At 69.6% G+C, this 20,670-nt stretch carries 20 protein-coding genes; 10 read left to right on the top strand and 10 right to left on the bottom strand.

The genetic code is table 11. The features are described from left to right. The first annotated feature begins 17 nt into the window (after nucleotides 1-17). Entirely contained in the window at nucleotides 18-464 is a 447-nt protein-coding gene (gene rplI / locus ACFQZ6_RS18155) for a 50S ribosomal protein L9 (RefSeq protein ID WP_381610312.1), read from the top strand. 166 nt (nucleotides 465-630) lie between these two features. On the opposite strand, the gene ACFQZ6_RS18150 is transcribed toward rplI, so the two are convergent. After that, nucleotides 631-1,968 (bottom strand): MATE family efflux transporter, encoded by a 1,338-nt coding sequence (locus tag ACFQZ6_RS18150; RefSeq protein ID WP_381610309.1) that lies wholly within the window; start codon nucleotides 1,966-1,968, stop codon nucleotides 631-633. Between the two features lie 460 nt (nucleotides 1,969-2,428). Here ACFQZ6_RS18150 and dnaB point away from each other — a divergent pair, with 460 nt between their 5' ends. Both dnaB and ACFQZ6_RS18140 read left to right on the top strand, forming a co-directional pair. After that, complete coding sequence (gene dnaB / locus ACFQZ6_RS18145; protein WP_381610306.1) at nucleotides 2,429-3,907, top strand: replicative DNA helicase; 1,479 nt, start codon at nucleotides 2,429-2,431, stop codon at nucleotides 3,905-3,907. 150 nt (nucleotides 3,908-4,057) lie between these two features. Continuing rightward, nucleotides 4,058-5,443, top strand: a complete 1,386-nt coding sequence (locus ACFQZ6_RS18140; RefSeq protein ID WP_381610303.1) for a serine hydrolase domain-containing protein — start codon at nucleotides 4,058-4,060, stop codon at nucleotides 5,441-5,443. Nucleotides 5,444-5,515: 72 nt separating this feature from the next. On the opposite strand, the gene ACFQZ6_RS18135 is transcribed toward ACFQZ6_RS18140, so the two are convergent. Further along, the gene (locus ACFQZ6_RS18135) at nucleotides 5,516-5,968 is read right to left on the bottom strand and encodes a GNAT family N-acetyltransferase (RefSeq protein ID WP_381610300.1); all 453 of its coding nucleotides are present in this window, start codon (nucleotides 5,966-5,968) and stop codon (nucleotides 5,516-5,518) included. 10 nt (nucleotides 5,969-5,978) lie between these two features. Then, nucleotides 5,979-6,437, bottom strand: coding sequence for a MarR family winged helix-turn-helix transcriptional regulator (locus tag ACFQZ6_RS18130; RefSeq protein WP_381610296.1), 459 nt, complete (start codon nucleotides 6,435-6,437; stop codon nucleotides 5,979-5,981). A 142-nt stretch (nucleotides 6,438-6,579) separates the two neighbouring features. On the opposite strand from ACFQZ6_RS18130, the gene ACFQZ6_RS18125 reads away from it, so the two are divergent. Next, nucleotides 6,580-7,794, top strand: a complete 1,215-nt coding sequence (locus tag ACFQZ6_RS18125; protein ID WP_381610293.1) for an MFS transporter — start codon at nucleotides 6,580-6,582, stop codon at nucleotides 7,792-7,794. Nucleotides 7,795-7,899: 105 nt separating this feature from the next. Here ACFQZ6_RS18125 and ACFQZ6_RS18120 read toward each other — a convergent pair whose 3' ends face one another. Continuing rightward, nucleotides 7,900-8,766: a GNAT family N-acetyltransferase gene (locus ACFQZ6_RS18120; RefSeq protein ID WP_381610290.1), complete on the bottom strand. Its 867-nt coding sequence runs from the start codon at nucleotides 8,764-8,766 to the stop codon at nucleotides 7,900-7,902. Between the two features lie 299 nt (nucleotides 8,767-9,065). Between ACFQZ6_RS18120 and ACFQZ6_RS18115 the strand changes: the two genes are divergently transcribed. Next, complete coding sequence (locus ACFQZ6_RS18115) at nucleotides 9,066-10,235, top strand: globin domain-containing protein (RefSeq protein ID WP_381618418.1); 1,170 nt, start codon at nucleotides 9,066-9,068, stop codon at nucleotides 10,233-10,235. Between the two features lie 3 nt (nucleotides 10,236-10,238). Here ACFQZ6_RS18115 and ACFQZ6_RS18110 read toward each other — a convergent pair whose 3' ends face one another. From ACFQZ6_RS18110 to ACFQZ6_RS18090, 5 genes are all read right to left on the bottom strand, one after another. Continuing rightward, on the bottom strand, nucleotides 10,239-10,721 hold the full coding sequence (locus tag ACFQZ6_RS18110) for an NUDIX domain-containing protein (protein ID WP_381610287.1): 483 nt from the start codon (nucleotides 10,719-10,721) through the stop codon (nucleotides 10,239-10,241). 98 nt (nucleotides 10,722-10,819) lie between these two features. Continuing rightward, complete coding sequence (locus tag ACFQZ6_RS18105; protein WP_381610284.1) at nucleotides 10,820-11,725, bottom strand: LysR family transcriptional regulator; 906 nt, start codon at nucleotides 11,723-11,725, stop codon at nucleotides 10,820-10,822. Nucleotides 11,726-11,953: 228 nt separating this feature from the next. Then, nucleotides 11,954-13,156: a cystathionine gamma-lyase gene (locus ACFQZ6_RS18100; protein WP_381610281.1), complete on the bottom strand. Its 1,203-nt coding sequence runs from the start codon at nucleotides 13,154-13,156 to the stop codon at nucleotides 11,954-11,956. Next, nucleotides 13,153-13,647, bottom strand: a complete 495-nt coding sequence (locus ACFQZ6_RS18095; protein WP_381610278.1) for a low molecular weight protein-tyrosine-phosphatase — start codon at nucleotides 13,645-13,647, stop codon at nucleotides 13,153-13,155. Before ACFQZ6_RS18095 ends, ACFQZ6_RS18100 begins: the two co-directional genes overlap by 4 nt. 4 nt (nucleotides 13,648-13,651) lie before the next feature. Next, nucleotides 13,652-14,029 (bottom strand): phage holin family protein, encoded by a 378-nt coding sequence (locus ACFQZ6_RS18090; protein WP_381610275.1) that lies wholly within the window; start codon nucleotides 14,027-14,029, stop codon nucleotides 13,652-13,654. Nucleotides 14,030-14,087: 58 nt separating this feature from the next. Here ACFQZ6_RS18090 and ACFQZ6_RS18085 point away from each other — a divergent pair, with 58 nt between their 5' ends. The 4 genes from ACFQZ6_RS18085 (at nucleotide 14,088) to ACFQZ6_RS18070 (ending at nucleotide 16,607) form a co-directional block, all read left to right on the top strand. Continuing rightward, complete coding sequence (locus ACFQZ6_RS18085) at nucleotides 14,088-14,405, top strand: cupin domain-containing protein (protein ID WP_210922216.1); 318 nt, start codon at nucleotides 14,088-14,090, stop codon at nucleotides 14,403-14,405. Between the two features lie 179 nt (nucleotides 14,406-14,584). Next, entirely contained in the window at nucleotides 14,585-14,797 is a 213-nt protein-coding gene (locus ACFQZ6_RS18080; protein WP_381610272.1) for a DUF5326 family protein, read from the top strand. A 542-nt stretch (nucleotides 14,798-15,339) separates the two neighbouring features. Then, the gene (locus ACFQZ6_RS18075) at nucleotides 15,340-16,065 is read left to right on the top strand and encodes an IclR family transcriptional regulator (RefSeq protein WP_381618413.1); all 726 of its coding nucleotides are present in this window, start codon (nucleotides 15,340-15,342) and stop codon (nucleotides 16,063-16,065) included. Between the two features lie 98 nt (nucleotides 16,066-16,163). Continuing rightward, on the top strand, nucleotides 16,164-16,607 hold the full coding sequence (locus ACFQZ6_RS18070) for an SsgA family sporulation/cell division regulator (protein WP_381610267.1): 444 nt from the start codon (nucleotides 16,164-16,166) through the stop codon (nucleotides 16,605-16,607). Between the two features lie 95 nt (nucleotides 16,608-16,702). Here the strand turns inward: ACFQZ6_RS18070 and ACFQZ6_RS18065 are convergent, their stop codons facing one another. Continuing rightward, nucleotides 16,703-18,493: a YibE/F family protein gene (locus ACFQZ6_RS18065; RefSeq protein WP_381610264.1), complete on the bottom strand. Its 1,791-nt coding sequence runs from the start codon at nucleotides 18,491-18,493 to the stop codon at nucleotides 16,703-16,705. A 253-nt stretch (nucleotides 18,494-18,746) separates the two neighbouring features. Between ACFQZ6_RS18065 and thiC the strand changes: the two genes are divergently transcribed. Beyond that, nucleotides 18,747-20,558 (top strand): phosphomethylpyrimidine synthase ThiC, encoded by a 1,812-nt coding sequence (thiC, locus tag ACFQZ6_RS18060; RefSeq protein ID WP_381610261.1) that lies wholly within the window; start codon nucleotides 18,747-18,749, stop codon nucleotides 20,556-20,558. Nucleotides 20,559-20,670 lie beyond the last annotated feature (112 nt).

Here is a 20,670-nt window from a genome sequence, read left to right as displayed (position 1 = left end):
GGAAGGGTGACCGAATCATGAAGATCATCCTCACCCACGAGGTCTCCGGCCTCGGTGCCGCGGGCGACGTCGTCGACGTCAAGGACGGTTACGCTCGCAACTACCTGATCCCGCGGAAGTTCGCTATCCGCTGGACCAAGGGTGGCGAGAAGGACGTCGAGCAGATCCGTCGTGCTCGCAAGATCCACGAGATCCAGACGATCGAGCAGGCCAACGCGGTGAAGGCGCAGCTCGAGGGCGTCAAGGTCCGCCTGGCCGTCCGCTCCGGCGACTCCGGCCGTCTCTTCGGTTCCGTCACCCCGGCCGACGTCGCCTCGGCGATCAAGGCTGCCGGTGGCCCCGAGGTCGACAAGCGCCGCATCGAGCTGGGCTCGCCGATCAAGAGCCTGGGCGCTCACGAGACGTCCGTGCGTCTGCACCCCGAGGTTGCCGCCAAGGTCAACATCGAGGTCGTCGCGGCCTGATCGCCGCACTCGGCTGGAACAGCTCAGAAGGGCCGCACCCTGTGAGGTGCGGCCCTTCTGCGTGCCCAGGCTCGGGCCGTCTTCTTGGCGGCGCTCGGGGGAGGTCCGGCCCGTGCTGGTCGAAGCCCGGCGGTGGTTTCACGTGAAACGCGGCGCCTGCCCGCGATCAGCGCGTGGCACCGGTCACCACCCAGCGGCCCGAGCGCGTGCGCACCCACAGGGTGAGCATCCGGACCGTCATCATCAGGTTCATCGCCAGCCAGAGCGCGGTGAGGCCACCGCCGAAGGTGGGCACGAGAAGCGCGACGGGCGCGAAGACCACCAGGGTGAGCAGCATGGCCCAGGCGAGATAGGGGCCGTCGCCCGCGCCCATCAGCACACCGTCCAGCACGAAGACCACCCCGCTGATGGGCTGGCAGACCGCTACGACGATCAGCGCGGGTAGCGCGGTGTCCTTCACCAGGGAGTCGCTGGTGAACAGCGGCAGGAAGAGGGGGCGCGTCAGGACGACCAGGACCCCGAGGACGACCCCCGCCGCGACACCCCACTGCACCATGCGGCGGCACACATCGCGGGCGCCCTGGGCGTCATCGGCGCCGAGATAGCGGCCGATGATGGCCTGTCCGGCGATGGCGATCGCGTCCAGGGCGAACGCCAGCAGGCTCCACAGCGACAGGATGATCTGGTGCGCCGCGATATCGGCGTCCCCGAGGCGGGCGGCGACGGCCGTCGCGATCATGAGGATCGCCCGCAGGGAGAGCGTGCGGACCAGCAGCGGCACCCCGGCCTGGGCTGATGCCCTGATACCGGCGAGGTCGGGGCGCAGCGCGGCCCCGTGCCTGCGGGCGCCGCGGACGACGACGAGGAGATACACCGCGGCCATCCCGCACTGGGCGATGACGGTGCCCCACGCCGAGCCCGCGATGCCCAGGCCGATGCCGTAGACGAGGACCACGTTGAGGGCGGCGTTGGTGACGAAGCCCGCGATGGCGACGTACAGGGGCGTCCTGGTGTCCTGGAGTCCGCGCAGGACACCGGTGGCGGCGAGGACGACGAGCATGGCCGGGATGCCGAGGGAGGAGACCCTGAGGTAGGTGGTGGCGTACGGGGCCGCGGTGTCGGAGGCGCCGAAGAGGTCGACGAGCGCCGGCGCGGTAGGCAGGACGACGGCGATGACCGTGGCACCGAGCAGCAGGGCGAGCCAGATGCCGTCCATGCCCTGGCGGATCGCGGCCTGGAGGTCGCCCGCGCCTACCCGTCGGGCGACGGCGGCGGTGGTGGCGTAGGCGAGGAAGACGAAGACGCTCACGGCGGTGGTGAGGAGGGCGGAGGCGACGCCGAGTCCGGCGAGTTGGGCGGTGCCGAGATGGCCCACGATGGCGCTGTCGGCCAGGACGAACAGGGGCTCGGCGACCAGTGCGCCGAAGGCCGGAACGGCCAGCGCGACGATCTCTCGGTCGTGCTGTCGCCGTGCGGCGCGGGGGGTCGCGGGAGCCTGTGTCATGAGCACCAATCTAATCTTCCACAGGTAAGAGATGCAAAGCCTATACGACCCTTACTGCTGGTCTCGCGCTGTGCACTCCCGCACACACTCCGGAAGGATCTTGAGCCGACCGGGGAAGTTTTTCTTCTGCACAGCCGGTGGACGGGATAACGGCAGGTCAGAGCAGGTCTTTGCGGAAGGGGCGGAGCTTGTTCACAGGGCTGTCCACCGGGTCGTGCACAGGTTTCGCCGAGTTCTCCACAGCATCCGGGTCGTCGTCCACATGGCCTGTGGATAACCAGATTGGCTGACGGTGCCCGGGGGCCTACGGTTGTCCGGCGCCCGCTCCGTCTGTCGGCAGCTAAACCATCACAAAACCGACGCGTCACAAGTGGAGTTGGGCTTCTCGGATTGTCGGTGCCGTGCCGTAGAAATGAGGGGCACGGCGAGGTCCGCTCGGCGGACGGGAGGAGGTGGCTCGGTGAGTATTTCCGAGCCCTTGGACGACCCGTGGGCCGACAGCGGCCCCAGTGATCGTCTGCCCGCGTCCCGTCGCCGCAGCGACGGAGGGCGGGGTCGCGACGAGCAGCACGACCGCGGCCCGGACAGCCCCGCGTGGGACGGCGGAGGTTCGTCCTTCGAGCGGGTGCCGCCCCAGGACCTCAACGCCGAGCAGTCCGTCCTCGGCGGAATGCTCCTGTCCAAGGACGCCATCGCGGACGTCGTGGAGATCCTCAAGGGCCATGACTTCTACAAGCCCTCGCACGAGACGATCTTCCAGTCGATCCTCGACGTCTACGCCCGGGGCGAACCGGCCGACCCGATCACCATCGCCGCCGAACTGACCAAGCGCGGTGAGATCAACAAGGTCGGCGGTGCGGCCTATCTGCACTCGCTGGTCCAGACGGTACCGACGGCGGCGAACGCCGAGTTCTACGCCGAGATCGTGCACGAGCGCGCGGTCCTGCGTCGACTGGTCGAGGCCGGAACCCGTATCACCCAGATGGGATACGCGGCCGACGACGACGTCGACGAGATCGTCAACCGCGCCCAGGCAGAGATCTACGCGGTCACCGAGCAGCGCACCAGCGAGGACTATCTGCCGCTCGGCGACATCATGGAAGGCGCCCTCGACGAGATCGAGGCGATCGGCTCCCGCAGCGGCGAGATGACGGGCGTGCCCACCGGGTTCACCGACTTCGACTCCCTCACCAACGGGCTGCACCCCGGGCAGATGATCGTCATCGCCGCGCGTCCGGCGATGGGCAAGTCGACGCTCGCGCTCGACTTCGCCCGCGCGGCGTCCATCAAGAACAACCTGCCCAGCGTCATCTTCTCGCTGGAGATGGGCCGTAACGAGATCGCCATGCGCCTGCTGTCGGCCGAGGCCCGGGTCGCGCTGCACCACATGCGCTCCGGCACCATGACCGACGAGGACTGGACCCGCCTGGCACGCCGGATGCCGGACGTGTCCGCGGCGCCGCTCTACATCGACGACTCGCCCAACCTGTCGATGATGGAGATCCGGGCCAAGTGCCGTCGGCTCAAGCAGCGCAACGATCTCCGGCTGGTGGTCATCGACTACCTCCAGCTCATGCAGTCGGGTGGTTCCAAACGCGCCGAGAGCCGTCAGCAGGAGGTCTCGGACATGTCCCGGAACCTCAAGCTGCTCGCCAAGGAGCTGGAGCTTCCGGTCATCGCCCTCTCCCAGTTGAACCGTGGCCCGGAGCAGCGCACCGACAAGAAGCCGATGGTCTCCGACCTGCGCGAATCCGGCTCCATCGAGCAGGACGCCGACATGGTGATCCTCCTGCACCGCGAGGATGCCTACGAGAAGGAGTCACCACGCGCCGGTGAGGCAGACCTGATCGTGGCCAAGCACCGAAACGGCCCCACGGCGACCATCACGGTCGCCTTCCAGGGCCACTACTCGCGGTTCGTGGACATGGCACAGACCTGATCCGCGCAGGCGGTATGTCGGGCGGGCGGACCTCGGGTTCCGCTGTCAGCCCCGCGGCGGACCCGCCTCAATGCGGCGCAGCACCGGAGCCAGGCGAGGGGCTCCCAAATGCGCTCGACGTGCGGGTGTTCGGCGGGGTGGACTGACGGCATGACGACTTCTCAGGGAGATCTGCTTCCCAGTACTCGACGGGCGTTGCTGCACCGGATCGCCGTGGCTCAGTCCGAGGGGCGGGCGCCGTCGCTGGTCGCGGCGGTTGCTCGGGGTGGGCGGGTGGTCTGGCACGGGGCGCGCAGCTCGGTGGACGGGCATGGGCCGGACGAGAACGTGCAGTACCGGATCGGTTCGATCACCAAGACGTTCACCGCCGTGCTGGTGCTCCGGCTACGGGACGAGGGACTGCTCGATCTCGCGGACCCGTTGGAGAAGCACCTGCCCGGGACCAGCGCGGGCACGGTCACGATCGCCCAGTTGCTCGCGCACAGCGGTGGGCTCGCGGCCGAGTCGCCCGGGCCGTGGTGGGAACGTACGCCTGGATCCCTGCGGCCGGAGCTTGCCGACGTGCTCGGTGAGCAGCCCTTCCGGCACCCCGTGGGCCGTCGGTTCCACTACTCGAACCCTGGCTACACCCTGCTGGGCGCGCTGGTCGAGCAGGTGCGGGGCGCCGCGTGGGCGGACGTACTTCGGCGGGAAGTGCTCGAACCCCTGGGGCTGGGCCGTACGAGCGTACGGCCGCAGTCTCCCCACGCGGGCGGCTGGGCGGTGCACCCCTGGGCGGATGTGCTGGTGCCGGAGCCCACCGAGGATCTGGGACGGATGGCCGCCGCCGGTCAGCTCTGGTCGACCACCGCTGACCTGGCGCGCTTCGCCGTCTTCCTGATGCACGGGGACGACCGGGTGCTCAGCGAGGAGAGCGTCCGGGAGATGCGTGCACCGGCCGCGGCGGTCGAGGCGGCGGATGTGGCGGACGGTTACTCCTATGGGCTCGGTCTGGAGGTCCGGCACCAGGACGGGCGGTTGCTCGTGGGGCATTCGGGTTCGCTGCCGGGCTTCCTGGCCAACCTGGTCTTCGCCGTGGAGGACGACGTGGCGGCGGTGGTCCTGACGAACTGCACCTCAGGGCCGGTGGCATCGGCGGTCGGTGCGGACCTCGTACGGATCGTCGCCGAGGCTGAGCCACGGATCCCGGAGCCCTGGCGGCCCCTGCGGGAGGTGGAACCGGCCACGCTGGAGCTGGCGGGGCAGTGGTACTGGGGGACGTATGCCTTCGGGCTGCGGGTGACGGCCGATGGGCTGATCTCGCTGGAGCCGTTGTCCGGTACGGGTCGCCGCTCGCGGTTCCGGGCGAACGGTGATGGCACCTGGACGGGACTGGAGGGCTACTACGCCGGTGAGCTGCTCCGGGCCGTCCAGCGGGCGGACGGAACCGTGAGCCATCTAGACCTGGGGTCGTTCGTGTTCACCCGCCAGCCCTACGACGAGGAGGCGCCGGTGCCGGGCGGTGTGGATCCTGATGGCTGGCGCGGGATCGGCTGAAGCTGGGGTTCCGTCGGCTTGGCCGCGAGTGAGGGGCGTCCTGTTTCACGTGAAACAGGACGCCCTCTGCCGTCAGAGCGGGAGCTTGAAGCCGGTGTGCGATGCCTCGAAGCCGAGTCGGTCGTAGAAACGGTGGGCGTCCGTGCGGGAGTTGTCGGAGGTTAGCTGCACCAACTGGCAGTCCTGCCGACGGGATTCGTCGATGGCCCACTCGATGAGCTGGGCGCCCAGACCGTTGCCGCGCTCGTCGGCGTGGACGCGGACGCCCTCGATGATCGATCTGGTGGAACCGCGGCGTGACAGCCCCGGAATGACCGTGAGCTGGAGTGTGCCGACGACGCGGCCCTCGCGGACGGCGACGACCAGATGCTGGTTCGGGTCGGCGCTGAGACGGTCCAGCGCGGCCCGGTAGGGGGTCAGATCGTCCGGGGACTCGCGCTGGGCGCCCAGCGGGTCGTCGGCGAGCATGTCGACGATCGCGGCCAGGTCGTCGGCGGCTGCGGCGCGTATCTCAAGATCTCCCATGCGTGGAACCCTAGGCGGGCACGTTCAGGGACTCCACGACGCGGACAAGAGGGGCGAGTTCGGGGTTCGTGGCGGCTTCGTCCAGGGCCTCGCGCAGGGCGGCGTCATTGGTGGGCCGCGCCTCGTCCAGCAGCTTCAGACCGGCCTCCGTGACATCGGTGTAGATGCCGCGGCGGTCGGTGGGGCAGAGATAGCGCTCCAGCAGGCCGCGGTCCTCAAGGCGGGTGACGAGGCGGGTCGTGGCGCTCTGGCTGAGGACGACCGCGTCCGCGACCTGCTTCATCTGGAGATGGCCGCCGTCGCCGTTGTGCTGTCGGCTGAGGACGTTGAGCAGGGAGTACTCGCGCGCGCTCAGTCCGTGGTGGGTCTGCAGGGCGCGCTCGATACGCGCCTCGATCCTGCCGTGCAGCAGGGAGAGGGTGCACCAGCCCTGGGCGAGGGCGGTGAGCGCGGGGTCCGTCGCTGTCATTGACGTCTTCCTTCGTCCCGGAGCGGCTGCGTTCAAGGATAGAGCAGTGTCGCAATAGACCGCCGTTGCGTATAGCCCGCGTCTGCAAGTATTGTGTTCACCTGTAAAGCGCTCATGCAATCACCTGGGAAGGTACCCCTCCATGCCTCTCGCGCTTCTGGCCCTCGCGATCGGGGCCTTCGGCATCGGTACGACCGAATTCGTGATCATGGGTCTGTTGCCCGATGTCGCGAGCGACTTCGGGGTCTCCATCCCCACGGCCGGGTTCCTGGTCACCGGCTACGCGCTCGGCGTGATGTTCGGTGCCCCGCTGATGACCGTGCTCGGCACCAAGGTCTCCCGCAAGCGGATGCTGATGCTGCTGATGGGGCTGTTCATCGTCGGCAACCTGCTCTCCGCCGTCGCCCCGGCCTTCGCGGTCATGCTGATCGGCCGCGTGGTCGCCTCCCTCGCCCACGGCGCCTTCTTCGGTATCGGCTCGGTCGTGGCGGCCGAACTCGTATCCCCCGACAAGAAGGCCGGAGCCATCGCGATGATGTTCACCGGGCTGACCGTCGCCAACGTCGTGGGCGTTCCCCTGGGCACACTCGTCGGGCAGTCCGTCGGCTGGCGCGTCACCTTCGGCATCGTCGCCGGGCTCGGCGTACTCGGCCTGCTCGGCGTCGCCCGGCTCGTCCCCGACCTGCCCAAGGCGGAAGGGGTGCGGTTGCGCCATGAGGTGGCAGCCCTCCGGAACGTCCAGGTCCTGCTCGCCATGGCGATGACCGTGCTCGGCTTCGGCGGGGTCTTCGCGGCCATCACCTACATCGCGCCGATGATGACCGACGTCGCCGGGTTCGCCGACTCCTCCGTCACCTGGCTGCTGGTCCTCTTCGGGCTCGGCATGGTCGGCGGCAACCTCGTCGGCGGCAGGTTCGCCGACCGCGCCCTGATGCCCATGCTCTACGTCTCCCTGGGCGCTCTCGCCGTCGTCCTCGCGCTGTTCACGCTCACGGCGCACCACAAGGCCCTCGCGGCCGTCTCCATCGCCCTGGTCGGCGCGCTGGGCTTCGCCACCGTCCCGCCGCTCCAGAAGCGGGTCCTGGACCAGGCGCACGGCGCCCCGACCCTGGCCTCCGCCCTGAACATCGGCGCCTTCAACCTCGGCAACGCCCTGGCCGCCTGGCTCGGCGGGCTGGTGATCTCGGGCGGTCTCGGCTACACCGCCCCCAACTGGGTGGGCGCGCTGCTGGCCGCCGCCGCACTGGGCCTCGCGGTCCTGTCGACCGTCCTGGAACGCCGGGACGGCACCGTCCCCAGCACCGTCGTCGCGGCGGGCGTCGGCGCCGCCGAGCAGCGGACGGCGGTCCGTCACTGACCGAGGGACAGCGGCCTCCGCCCACGTCCCTCACAGGCACGCGCACAGCCCAGAAGAACGCCGGTTCCCGACTCCGGGGACCGGCGTCTCTGTTGGCCGGGTCGCTCAGCCCGCGGCCACCGTGAGCGGAGCGAAGCGTCGGGTCCAGTCCCCGGGCAGCTCGGTCATGCCGTACGTCATGACCGAGTTGAAGGCGATGGACGCGAGGCCGTGCTCCTTCACCCAGGCGAGCAGTTCCTCGTGCCGTACGTCGATGTCGGTGCGCAGTGGTCGGTCGGTGTGGGCGGCGAGCGAGGCGATGAGGGCCTTCGCTGTCTCCGTGTCCCGGCCGATCAGCGGGCCCACCACATGGGTGTCCATGTTGGGCCAGGCGGCGGCATAGCCGATGATCTCGCCGCCCGCCACGGCCACCCGTACCCGGTCGGCGAAGGCGGGCAGCCGGGTGATGAGGTGGGTGCGATCCGTGCCGAACGCCTGGGCGTCCAGCCGCAGGATCGCCGTGAGGTCCTCGGCGGTGGCGGGGCGGGTGGCGACCTCGGGTTCCGGCCCGCCGGGGACGAAACGACCGCGCACCATCTCCGCCCGGCCGGTGGCCTTGAACCCTAGTTCCTCGTAGAGCGGGCGGCCGTGCGAGGTGGCGTGCAGGGTCAGGGGAGTCGTGCTCATCGTGGAGAGGACATGGCGCATCAGCCGACGGCCGACGCCTCGGCGGGCATGACGCTCAGCGACGAGAACCATGCCGATGGCACCCAGCTCCGGGCGGTCCGGGACTCCGTACTCCGTGACCACACAAGCGCTGACGAGGCCGCCCTCGGGGTCGTCGATGCCATATCCCTTTCCGGCCGTCAGGAGGAATCCCCATTTGTGTTCCTCACGCGGCCACCCCCGGTCCTCGGACAAGTCGGCGCAGGCGGGGAGATCGCGAAGCGTCAGTCGGCGGATGGGGAGAGCGGCGAGGGGAGGAGTAGGCACGCAGGTCAGGCTGTCAACGTCTGCCGGTGGCGTCCACCTGTTTCGGAAGAGATGTACGCGCTTTTGGTCAAGCGCAGACTGAGTGCCCAGCGTTCGGGCAGGTACGGGGTGTTTCACGTGAAACATCAGAATCGGCGCGGCACTCCCGGAAATTGCTGAATTGATCGTTCGCTCCGTGGCCAATACCGCTCCAGAGAGAGGGACTTGTGTGCGCGGCAGTGGCCTGTAGGGTCGACTCCCGCTCCCGAGGGAATGGGTCGATGTTCGAGGCGAGGCAGACCATGGACGCTCCGACCACCATGTCGGCCGACGACGGCGCTTCCGACGGAAGCGGCTGGTTCGCACCGAGGGACGCCTCCCCGGACGCCGTCCTCGTCCGCCGGACCATGAACGAGATAGCTCCGGTGGCCGACAAGGTCACCTCGTACTTCTACGCGCTGCTCTTCGTACGCCACCCGGAACTGCGGCCGTTGTTCCCGGCCGCGATGGACACCCAGCGGGACCGGCTCTTCAGGGCACTGCTCACCGCCGCCGAGCACATCGACCACCCCACGGTCCTGGTGCCCTATCTGAAGAACCTGGGCCAGGGGCACCGCAAGTACGGCACCCGGTCCGAGCACTATCCGGCGGTGGGTGAGTGCCTCATCGGGGCGCTGAGCCAGTATGCGGACGCCGTCTGGGACGAGCGGACCGAGGCCGCCTGGATCCGCGCCTACACGACGATCTCGCAGGTGATGATCGACGCCGCGGCGGTCGACGAACTGAGGGCTCCTGCCTGGTGGCACGCGGAGGTCGTGGCCCACGACCTCAGGACGTCGGACGTCGCGGTCGTCACCGTCCGCCCCGACCAGCCCTACCCCTTTCTGGCCGGGCAGTACACCAGTGTGGAGACCCCCTGGTGGCCACGCGTCTGGCGGCACTACTCCTTCGCCTCGGCGCCCCGCCCGGACGGACTGCTCACGTTCCATGTGAAGGCGGTCCCCGCGGGCTGGGTCTCCCACGCCCTGGTGCACCGGGCGCGCCCCGGCGACATCATCCGCCTGGGCCCGCCCACCGGGTCGATGACCGTGGACCACACCACCAGCAGTGGACTGCTCTGCCTCGGCGGCGGCACCGGCATAGCCCCCATCAAGGCGCTGATCGAGGACATCGCCGAGCACGGCAGGCGCCGACCGGTCGAGGTCTTCTACGGCGCCCGCACCGACCACGACCTCTATGACATCGACACGATGCTCCGGCTCCAGCGGGCGCACCCCTGGCTCGCGGTCCGCCCGGTCGTCGAGCAGCAGGCGCAGGCCCAGCTCCCGGACGCCCTGCGCGGCTACGGCCCCTGGAACGAGTACGACGCCTACCTCTCCGGCCCGCCCGGGATGATCCGCAGCGGTGTGCACGCCGTGCTGGCGGCCGGAATCCCGGCCGAGCGCATACGGCATGACGCGGTCGAGGAACTCATGGCCCCGACGAGCTGACGGTCACCCCAGGTCAGGCGCGTGCATCGCTCGTACGCCCTCGATATTGCCGTCCAGGTAGTGCCGGAGCGACAGCGGCACGAGATGGACGGAGGCGATGCCGACGCGGGTGAAGGGCACGCGCACGATCTCGTACTCGCCCAGCGGCTCCTCCACCTCGGGGCCATGGCGCAGGGCCGGGTCCATGGACTCCAGTCGGCAGACGAAGAAGTGCTGCACCTTCACGCCGGTCGCGCCGCCGTCCTCGCCGATGTGCTCGACCGTGTCCACGAAGCAGGGGACCACATCGGTGATCTTGGCGCCGAGTTCCTCGTACACCTCGCGGTGCAGGGCGTCGACGACGGTGGTGTCCCCCGGCTCGACCCCGCCCCCGGGAGTGACCCAGTAAGGATCCACGCCGGGCTTGGTGCGCTTGATCAGGATCAGGTCGCCGCCATCCAGAAGAACGGCGCGGGCGGTGCGCTTGACCACGGGTCGGACGGTCATGGAAGAAATGTGGCCCGCATGGTTCCACGTGAAACATCGCGAAAGGTCACCAGCCGAGCCCGGAAAGTGAGCTTCCCCGGCCACCATGAACGCTTGTCTCAGCACCAGTCGGCGGCGGCCCGCTGAAGCCACTCATGGGCCCGAGCGATATGCGGCATGGCCAGGGTGCCCGTGCGCACGACCAGGAAGTACGTACGCAGCGGCGGCACCGCGGGCTCATGCAGGGCGATCACGTCACCGCGCTCCAGGGCGGACGCGCACAGATAGCGGGGCAGCACCGCGAGCCCGGCACCCGCGCTCGCACAGGCGAGCACCGCCCGCAGATCGGGCACGATGACGGTTCCGGACGCGGAGGGGCGCGAGTCGAAGACAGAGGCCCAGTAACGGGAGATGAAGGGCAGCGACTCATGCACCTCGACGACCGGGACGTGCTCCAGGGCGAGGGCACCCCTACCGCGCAGGGCTCCGGGGCCGATCTCCTTGGACCAGCGGGGCGCGGCGACCAGGACGTGCTCCTCGTCGCAGAGCGCGGTCGCCGTGAGCAGGGCGCCACGCGGCTGGGTCGTACTGATGGCCAGGTCGTGGTGTCCGGCGGACAGTCCCTCCAGTGCCTCGTCGGCGTTGCCGAACGAGACCCGCAGGGCGAAACCCTGTCCGTCCTCGCCGGTCAGTCCCACCAGCGAGGGCAGCGCCCGTTCGGCGGTGAACTCCGGCGGCCCGGCCAGATGCAGGGTCCGTAAGGAGGAGTCGTCGTCGAGCCCGGTCTCGGTGATCTCCACCAGGGCGTCGAGGTGCGGTGCCGCCTTGTGGGCGAGTTCGTCGCCGATGGTCGTCGGGGTGACGCCCCGCGCCTGCCGCAGGAACAGGGGACGGCCGAGCTGTCGTTCCAGCGTGCGGATCTGCGAGGTGACAGCGGGCTGGGACAGGCCCAGCAGGGCGGCGGCGCGGGTGAAGGAACCGGCCCGGTGCACGGTGACGAACGTGCGCAGCAAGGCCAGATCCATGGCGCGCCCACCCCTTCTCGGGCCCTGCTCGAGCTTCGGGCAGGGCCCCAACGATAAATAAGTCGATAGCCCTCTGCCGCTACTGTGATTGGACACTGACACAGAGTCAACTAGCCTTGTACGCGCGGTTCTTCGCGCGCAGAACCGAAGACGGTCCGAGCCACGAGGGGGGAGGCTCGGACCGTCCGTTCTCCGTACCCGCGCCCACGGCGGACGTTCAGGCAGCGCTCACCCCGCCGACGCCTCCAGCGCCCGCAGCACGTCGGCCACGAGATCCCCGGGATCCTCGGCGCCGACCGACAGCCGGATGAAGCCCTCCGGCACCGCGTCCCCGCCCCAGCGACCGCGCCGCTCGGCCGTGGACCGTACGCCACCGAAGCTCGTCGCGTCGTCCACCAGCCGCAGCGCGTCCAGGAAACGGTCCGCACGCGCGCGCGAGGGCAGCGTGAACGACACCACACAGCCGTAGCCCCGCATCTGCTGCGAGGCGATCTTGTGCGAAGGGTCGGTCGGCAGCCCCGGGTAGCGCACGTCGAGCTGCTCGGGCCAGTCGCGCAGCGCCTCCGCCACGGTGAGGGCGGTGGCGTTCTGCCGTTCCACACGCAGCCCGAGCGTGGCGATCGACCGGTGCGCGAGCCATGCCTCCATAGGCCCGGGGATCGCCCCGACGATCTTGCGCCAGCGGCGTACGGCGGCCATGACCTCGGCGTCGCGGCCGGTGACGTACCCCAGGAGGATGTCCCCGTGCCCGGTGAGCTGCTTGGTGCCGCTGGCCACGGAGAAGTCGGCGCCCAGTTCCAGCGGGCGCTGCCCGAGCGGCGTCGCCAGCGTGTTGTCGACGGCGACCAAGGCGCCCCGCGCGTGTGCCGCACCGACGAGCCTGCGCACGTCGCACACGTCGAGCCCGGGGTTCGACGGCGTCTCGATCCACAGCAGCCGCGCGCCGTCGAGGACGTCGAGCTGGGCGTCACCGCCGGTCGGCGCGGTGCGCACCTCGATGCCGTACGCCTCCAACTGCGCCCGCACCAGCGGCAGCACCTGGTAGCCGTCGCTGGGCAGCACGACCGCGTCCCCGGCGCGCAGTTGGGAGAAGAGCACGGACGAGATGGCGGCCATGCCGGAAGCGAACGCCAGCGTCTCCACGCCGTCCGTGCCCGGCGCCTCCAGCTCGCCGATCGCCCGCTCCAGATGGGTCCAGGTCGGGTTCTCGTCCCGGCCGTAGGTGTACGGGCCCGTCGGGTCGCCCGGCAGATGGAAGTGCGCGGCGAACACCGGCCCGGGGAGGGTCGGCTCGTGCTTCACCGGCTGCGGCAGCCCCGCCCGTACCGCGCGCGTGCTCTCACCGGTGGCGGTCGCCGCACCGGACAGGGCCTCACGCGCGCGTGCGCCGTCCTCGTGCTGCCGCCCCGTACCGCTGTTCGCCTCGCTCATGCCGCGCGTCCCTCCACTTGCTCACGTACCGCGGCGAGCAGACCCGTGCTCGCCGCCTCCACCATCTCAAGACACTCCACGAAGCCGTCCGCGCCCCCGTAGTACGGATCCGGTACGTCGAGGTCGTCGACACCCACGGCGGGGTCGTACGAGCGCAGCAGCCGCACCTTGGCGGCGTCCTGCTCGGTGGGCGCGAGGCGGCGCAGGGCGCGCAGATGGCCGGAGTCGAGCGCGACGACGAGGTCGAGCCGGGCGAACCAGGCCGCCTGGAACTGCCGCGCCGTGTGCTCGGCGGCGTACCCGTGCTCCTGAAGTACGGCCGCCGCGCGCGGGTCGGCGCCCTCGCCCTCGTGCCAGCCGCCCGTACCGGCGCTGTCGGCCTCGACCAGTTCGTCGAGCCCGGCCTCCGCCACGCGCGCCCGGAAGACGGACTCGGCCATCGGGGAGCGGCAGATGTTGCCGGTGCAGACGAAACAGACACGGTAGGTCATGTGCTCAGTCCCCGTCGGGCAGGACGACGTTCAGCGCCCAGGAGACGATCGAGATGATCAGGCCACCCAGTACGGCGGTCCAGAAGCCCTCCACGTGGAAGCTCAGGTCGAGCTTGTCCGCCAGCCACGAGGTGAGCAGCAGCATCAGGGCGTTCACGACCAGGGTGAACAGGCCGAGCGTCAGGATGAGCAGGGGCAGGCTCAACAGCTTCACGACCGGCTTGACCAGGAAGTTCACCAGGCCGAAGATCAGCGCGACCAGCAGCAGGGTGCCGATCTTCTTGCCGGTGCTGTCACCGGTCAGGGTGATCTTGCCGACCAGCCACACGGCCACCGCCAGGGCGCCCGCGTTGGCGATCGTCTTGACTAGGAAATTCATCATGTGTCTGATCGTGGCAGACGAGATCGGCTACGAGCACGGGTGCGAGGGCGACGAAGCGATGAAGGCTTTCCGGCTGGACGAACTGGAGGCGGAACGCGCCGCCAACGAGGGGGCTTACCTTCAGTTCCTGCGGGAGCGGAACATGTCGGTCGGGCTGTACGCGCTGGACGCGGGCGAGCCGGACCCGCAGAAGCCGCACAACCAGGACGAGGTGTACTTCGTCGTCAGCGGGCGCGCCGCGATCACGGTCGGCATGGAGACCACGCAGGTGGCGCGCGGCAGCGTGGTGTACGTCCCGGCCGGGGTCGCCCACAAGTTCCACCACATCAGCGAGGACCTGAGGGTCCTGGTGGTGTTCTCACCGCCCGAGGGATGAGCCGCGCTCTCCGGGTTCCCTAGGGGTTCGGTCAGGGGAGGACAAGGGGTGCGGGGCGCCCGCTGGGCCCCTCGGCGCCCTAGCATCGAAGCAGGACATCGAAAAGGGTCGGCCCCAAGAAGCGTCGGCCCTCGACAGCCCCCGGCAACTGCGACGGGCGGAGAGACAGGACGAAGGCAATGCGAGAGATCTTCGCGGGACTTCCGTGGTGGGTGAAGTGGATCGCGGTGCCGGTCATCGCCCTGGTCGTGTTCGGCGGCCTGATAGCCAGCGTCATCGGCTTCGTGATCGGCCTGCTGTTCAAGGTGCTGGTCTTCGTGGCCCTGGTCGGCGGACTCATCTACGTCGTACGCAAGTTCACCTCCAGCTCCTCCTCACGCGGCGACTGGTGACCGGTTTCGGCGACGCGTGAGCGGTGCGGCGGTCGGCCCGGGGTTGAAACGGGTGGACCGGGTCGGGCGGCTGGTGCGCGGCGGCACGGGCAGGGTGACGGGTAACAGGATGCGCGGGTTCCCTCGGGCGGGGGAAGTTTCCCGCGCAGGCCGTCTGAGAGCGGCAATCGACGGTTAGAGTCCAGAACTCGTCGCGGGGAAGGACCCCGCGAGCGGCGCACACCTCCTCCCGTGTTCCCCGCACGGACAGCCCCCTCGCGCTCCGGGAGTGACTCTTGCCCACGGTTGACACCGCCCCAGCCGACCCAGAAACCCACGCACCCGCCGCGGCCACCCTGACGACCGCCCTCCCCACGCCGGGCCCACGCTTCAGGCCACCCGAGCAGCCCTCGCCACCAGCGACCGCGGCAGCGGCCGTACGAGCCGCCCCCGGCCCAAGGCGCCGGGCCGCCGCACCCGCGCCGGTGGCCCCGACGTGCTCCTCCGCGCAGCGGCCCTCCGAGCCGCCCCCGTCTCCGCACGCCACCACCCTCATCGGTTCCGTGCAGCGCGCCATGCGCCTGCTGGAGTGCGTCGCCGGGCACGAACACGGCGCCCCCGCCAAGCAACTGGCCCGTGAGACCGGCCTCGCCCTCCCCACGGCCTACCACCTGCTGCGCACCCTCGCCCACGAGGGCTATCTACGCCGGGAGCAGGGGCTGTACTTCCTCGGAGAGGCCGCCGAGCGGCTGAGCAGCGTCGGAGCCCAGCAGAAACGTCGCAGCACGATCGTTGACGCCCTCGCGCGCTGGCGGGACGCCATCGGCGTACCCGTCTACTACGCGCTCTACCGCGAGGGCGAGATCGACGTCAGATGCGTCTCCGACACCCCGGGCAACCCGGCGGTGGAGGAGTGGGCCGACTTCCGGGAGACCGGACACGCGCACGCCATCGGGCAGTGCCTCCTGTCCCAACTGGACGACGGCGCCCGCCGCGACCACCTCGACCGCTACCCCGTGCAGCCGATCACCCCGTACACGGTCCGCGACAACCACGGCCTGCTACGACGGCTGGAACGGAACCAGAGCATGGAGCCGGTGGTCGAGCGGCAGGAGTACGCGCTCGGAACGGTCTGCGCGGCGATCCCCCTGACCGTGGGCACCACCGCCGCGACGATGGCGATCTCCCTCCCGGCCCACCAGGCCGACCGGCTGCTCCCCGCGGTCCGGCAGTTGCAGGACGAGATCGGACAGTTTCTCGGCTCACTTGCGATCTCTATCAGTATCTGAAAACTCACTCCTTGTGATCTGATGCACACATTCAGCAAGATTCCAACAGTGTTCAGGGTTCATTCCCGGCCAGTCGACGGCAAATGACGGGGTAGGCGATGCGCGAGTCCGTACAGGCGGTACAGGCAGAGGTCATGATGAGCTTTCTCGTCTCCGAGGAGCTCTCCTTCCGCATCCCGGTGGAGCTGCGCTACGAGACCTGTGATCCCTATGCCGTGCGGCTGACCTTCCATCTGCCCGGGGACGCACCCGTGACCTGGGCGTTCGGGCGTGAGCTGCTGATCGACGGGGTCGGTCGGCCGTGCGGCGAGGGCGATGTGCGGGTCACACCGGTCGAACCCGAGGCGCTGGGCGAGGTCCTGATCCGGCTCCAGGTCGGCGCCGACCAAGCGCTGTTCCGGTCGTCGTCGGCACCGCTCGTGGCGTTCCTCGACCGCACCGACAGGCTGGTGCCGTTGGGCCAGGAGGGCGTGCTCGGCGACTTCGACGCCCACCTCGACGAGGCCCTCGACCGCATCCTCGCGGACCAGGGCGCTGGGTGAAGCGTTACTCCAGACAGGTGGCGTAACGCTTCACCTGCGGATGCGGATGCGGATGAGGGCGGGCGAGGGCGCGCTTCTCGCTCCGACTCGCCGGGTCAGCGCCTCCGGCGACGCCCCCGGCCGCCAGATGCCGCAGCCGGGCGGGCCCCGGTCGGTGCGGCGTCCTGGCCCTGCCGGGGTCCGGGCCGGTCGGCCGAGACCACGAGCGCCGCCAGCGCCGTGGTGACCGGCACCGACGCCACCAGGCCGATCGAGCCCACCAGTGTGCGCACGATCTCCTCAGCGACCAGTTCGCTGTTGGCGACCGCCCCCACGCTGCTCTGCGCGATGGAGAAGAGCAGCAGCAGCGGCAGCGCGGCACCGGCGTACGCGAGGACGAGGGTGTTAACGACGGACGCGATGTGGTCGCGGCCGATGCGGATGCCCGCGCGGTACAGGCCGCGCCAGCCCATCGTCGGGTTCGCCTCGTGCAACTCCCACACGGCGGAGGTCTGTGTGACGGTCACGTCGTCCAGGACGCCGAGCGAGCCGATGATGATACCGGCGAGCAGCAGACCGCTCATGTCGATCGTCGGGTACAGGCCGTGGATGAGGCCGGTGTTGTCGTCGGTGTTGCCGGTGAGCGCGGCCCAGTCGATGAACAGCGAGCCGAGGACGCCGATCAGCAGCAGCGAGACCAGGGTGCCGAGTACCGCGACCGATGTACGGGCTGACAGACCGTGGCACAGGTACAGGGCCATCAGCATGATGGCGCTCGCCCCGATGACCGCCACGAGCAACGGGTTCGAGCCCTGGAGGATCGCGGGCAGGATGAAGAAGTTCAGCACCAGGAAGCTGGCGGCGAGGGCGACCAGCGACATGACGCCCCGCAGCCGTCCGACGACCACGACGGCGACCGCGAAGATGCCCGCGAGCAGGGCCAGGGGCAGCCTGCGGTTCACATCGGTCACCGAGTACTGCAGGTCCTTGGGCGCCGAGGGCTCGTAGGCGACCACGACCTCCTGGCCCTCGTGCAACTGCCGGGACTGGTCCGGCTGCACGATCTCGGTGAACGTACGGCCGCTGTCCTTGCCGGTGTCGATCCGGATCGTCGCCTTCTTGCAGGTGCCCTGCGCCTGTTGCTGCGCGGAGGAGCCCTCGGCGGTGGAGGTGTCGCCCGTCGGCGGGACCGTGGAGCCGTTCACGGAGGAGCAGCTCAGGCTCTCCACCTTGGTGACCGTGGCCTGCTGGGTCTGCCGATCGAAACCGACCCCGGTGCGCTCGTGCGGGGGCGCGCCCCCGGGCCACAGGACGGCGAGACCGATGACGACCGCGGCGGTGAACGGGATGAGGATCGCCGCGATCACCTTGCGCAGGTGCTGGGAGACCGGCGCGGCGGGCCCGTGCCCGTGACCGTGCGAGTGCCCACCTCCGGCGCCGTGTCCGCCGTGGTCACCAGGCCCGTGCCCTCCGTTTCCACCGACTCCGTGCCCATCGTGGTCACCGGACCCGTGTCCACCACCGCCGCCGGACGCCCCGTGTCCACCACCGCCGCCGGACGACCCACGTCCTCCGCCACCTCCGGGCCCGCGCCCCCCAGGGCCACCGGAACGTCCGCCGGGGCCACCGGAAGCACCACCGCTTCCGGAACCGGCACCGGAACCGGCCCCAGGCCCGCCCCCCGGGCCGTACCCACCCCCGTACTCACCGCCGGGCCCGACGCCGTACCCCCCACTGGGCCCACCACCAGGCCCACCGCTGGGCCCGGCCCCAGACCCGTACCCGCCCTCGCCGCCGAATTCGGACCCCGCTGAACCCTGGCCCCGGCCAGGGGCATTGCCGGTTCTGGGGGCGGAGCCGCGTGGTGGTTCGGGCGGTGGGAACGGAGGATGCTGCGTCGTGGTCACCGACCGATCATCGCAAGAACGACAGAGGCCCTCTGTTCACCGCGCCCGAATTGACGCTAGCGTGGAGCCACCTTTGTAAACGCGGGAGCTCGGAGCACCGGGCTGAGAGGGCGCTGACCTCCGTCCCAGCGATGTTTCACATGAAACGTCACCCACATCGAGTGATGTTTCACACGGGACATCGGCGGACGGAAACCGCTGCGTCGACCGCCGAACCTGTTACCGGGTAATGCCGGCGTAGGGAGTAGGTCTCATGGCCAACAAGGACGTACGCACGCCTGCCTCCACGCAGCTCTCCAGCGACACGGAGTCTGCCGAGGTCGGGAAGTCCATCGGCTGGCACAAGGCGTATGTCGCGGGCTCCCGCCCCGACATACAGGTGCCGGTCCGTCAGGTGCACCTCACCAACGGGCAGTCGGTCACGCTGTACGACACATCGGGCCCGTACACCGATCCACTCGTCGACACGGACGTCCGCAGGGGTCTGTCACCGCTGCGCGAGAACTGGATCGTCGCCCGCGGTGACACCGAGGAGTACGCGGGCCGCCCCGTCCGTCCCGAGGACGACGGGATCAAGCACACCTCGCCGCGGGGCGGGCTGCGCAACCTGGACGCGGTCTTCCCCGGTCGGCCGCGGCAGCCGCGCCGGGGCCGCGACGGGAAGGCGGTCACCCAGCTCGCGTACGCGCGCCGCGGGGAGATCACGCCGGAGATGGAGTTCGTGGCGCTCAGGGAGAACGTCTCTCCCGAGGTGGTCCGCGAGGAGATCGCGGCGGGGCGGGCCGTGCTGCCCGCCAACGTCAACCACCCGGAGATCGAGCCGATGATCATCGGCAAGCGGTTCCTGGTGAAGGTCAACGCCAACATCGGCAACTCCGCGGTGACCTCCTCCATCGAAGAGGAGGTCGAGAAGATGACCTGGGCGACCCGCTGGGGCGCCGACACGGTCATGGACCTGTCCACCGGCCGCAACATCCACACCACCCGCGAGTGGGTGCTGCGCAACTCCCCGGTCCCCATCGGCACGGTGCCGCTCTACCAGGCGCTGGAGAAGGTCGACGGCAGGGCCGAGGAGCTGACCTGGGAGATCTACAAGGACACGGTCATCGAGCAGGCCGAGCAGGGCGTGGACTACATGACCGTCCACGCGGGCGTGCGCCTGCCCTACGTCCCGCTGACCGCCAACCGCAAGACCGGGATCGTCTCCCGCGGCGGCTCGATCATGGCCGCGTGGTGCCTGGCGCACCACAAGGAGAGCTTCCTGTACGAGAACTTCGAGGAACTCTGCGAGATCCTCGCCGCCTACGACGTCACCTACTCCCTCGGTGACGGGCTGCGGCCGGGCTCGATCGCGGACGCCAACGACGAGGCGCAGTTCGCGGAGTTGCGCACGCTCGGGGAACTCAACCAGATCGCCAAGCGTTGGAACGTACAGACGATGATCGAAGGCCCGGGACACGTCCCGATGCACAAGATCAAGGAGAACATCGACCTTCAGCAGGAGATCTGTGATGAAGCTCCGTTCTATACGCTCGGCCCGCTGACGACGGACATCGCTCCGGCGTACGACCACATCACCTCCGGCATCGGTGCCGCGATGATCGCCTGGTGGGGTACGGCCATGCTCTGCTACGTCACGCCCAAGGAACACCTGGGCCTACCCAACCGTGACGACGTCAAGACCGGCGTCATCACCTACAAGATCGCCGCCCACGCAGCCGACCTCGCCAAGGGGCACCCAGGTGCACAGGAGTGGGACGACGCCCTGTCCGACGCCCGTTTCGAGTTCCGGTGGGAGGACCAGTTCAACCTGGCCCTCGACCCGGACACGGCCCGCGAGTTCCACGACGAGACCCTGCCTGCCGAGCCCGCCAAGACAGCGCACTTCTGCTCGATGTGCGGGCCCAAGTTCTGCTCGATGAAGATTAGTCAAAGCATCACAGAGCGGTTCGGTGGTGCGGCGGCTGAGGGGGCGTCTCAGGAGGAGGTCGCGGAGGGGATGCTCCAGAAGTCGAGGGAGTTCGCGGCCAGCGGGAACAGGGTGTACCTGCCAATCGCTGAGTGACATGAGAGGGGGCAGTCGTGAAAGGCTGCCCCCTCTCACTTGTAGTTGAGGTGTCAACTGGTCAGTCTGCTGGCACATGCTGAGAGTGAACTTCCTGGCACGAGATCCGCTT

The organism is Streptomyces flavalbus (assembly GCF_042674625.1).
Classification (GTDB): domain Bacteria; phylum Actinomycetota; class Actinomycetes; order Streptomycetales; family Streptomycetaceae; genus Streptomyces; species Streptomyces flavalbus.
Note: the sequence above shows the minus strand (reverse complement) of the source record. Positions and strands in the feature narration are given on the sequence as shown.

What these genes read in the sequence shown, in the direction of transcription:
- ACFQZ6_RS18085 (WP_210922216.1), top strand. Translation starts at nt 14,088, where the DNA reads ATGAAGGCTTTCCGGCTGGACGAACTGGAGGCGGAACGCGCCGCCAAC.
- ACFQZ6_RS18115 (WP_381618418.1), top strand. Translation starts at nt 9,066, where the DNA reads ATGTCGGCCGACGACGGCGCTTCCGACGGAAGCGGCTGGTTCGCACCG.
- ACFQZ6_RS18130 (WP_381610296.1), bottom strand. Translation starts at nt 6,437, where the DNA reads ATGACAGCGACGGACCCCGCGCTCACCGCCCTCGCCCAGGGCTGGTGC.
- thiC (WP_381610261.1), top strand. Translation starts at nt 18,747, where the DNA reads ATGGCCAACAAGGACGTACGCACGCCTGCCTCCACGCAGCTCTCCAGC.
- rplI (WP_381610312.1), top strand. Translation starts at nt 18, where the DNA reads ATGAAGATCATCCTCACCCACGAGGTCTCCGGCCTCGGTGCCGCGGGC.
- ACFQZ6_RS18095 (WP_381610278.1), bottom strand. Translation starts at nt 13,647, where the DNA reads ATGACCTACCGTGTCTGTTTCGTCTGCACCGGCAACATCTGCCGCTCC.
- ACFQZ6_RS18110 (WP_381610287.1), bottom strand. Translation starts at nt 10,721, where the DNA reads ATGACCGTCCGACCCGTGGTCAAGCGCACCGCCCGCGCCGTTCTTCTG.
- ACFQZ6_RS18090 (WP_381610275.1), bottom strand. Translation starts at nt 14,029, where the DNA reads ATGATGAATTTCCTAGTCAAGACGATCGCCAACGCGGGCGCCCTGGCG.
- ACFQZ6_RS18105 (WP_381610284.1), bottom strand. Translation starts at nt 11,725, where the DNA reads ATGGATCTGGCCTTGCTGCGCACGTTCGTCACCGTGCACCGGGCCGGT.
- ACFQZ6_RS18125 (WP_381610293.1), top strand. Translation starts at nt 6,580, where the DNA reads ATGCCTCTCGCGCTTCTGGCCCTCGCGATCGGGGCCTTCGGCATCGGT.
- ACFQZ6_RS18135 (WP_381610300.1), bottom strand. Translation starts at nt 5,968, where the DNA reads ATGGGAGATCTTGAGATACGCGCCGCAGCCGCCGACGACCTGGCCGCG.
- ACFQZ6_RS18070 (WP_381610267.1), top strand. Translation starts at nt 16,164, where the DNA reads ATGCGCGAGTCCGTACAGGCGGTACAGGCAGAGGTCATGATGAGCTTT.
- ACFQZ6_RS18100 (WP_381610281.1), bottom strand. Translation starts at nt 13,156, where the DNA reads ATGAGCGAGGCGAACAGCGGTACGGGGCGGCAGCACGAGGACGGCGCA.
- ACFQZ6_RS18080 (WP_381610272.1), top strand. Translation starts at nt 14,585, where the DNA reads ATGCGAGAGATCTTCGCGGGACTTCCGTGGTGGGTGAAGTGGATCGCG.
- ACFQZ6_RS18140 (WP_381610303.1), top strand. Translation starts at nt 4,058, where the DNA reads ATGACGACTTCTCAGGGAGATCTGCTTCCCAGTACTCGACGGGCGTTG.
- ACFQZ6_RS18150 (WP_381610309.1), bottom strand. Translation starts at nt 1,968, where the DNA reads ATGACACAGGCTCCCGCGACCCCCCGCGCCGCACGGCGACAGCACGAC.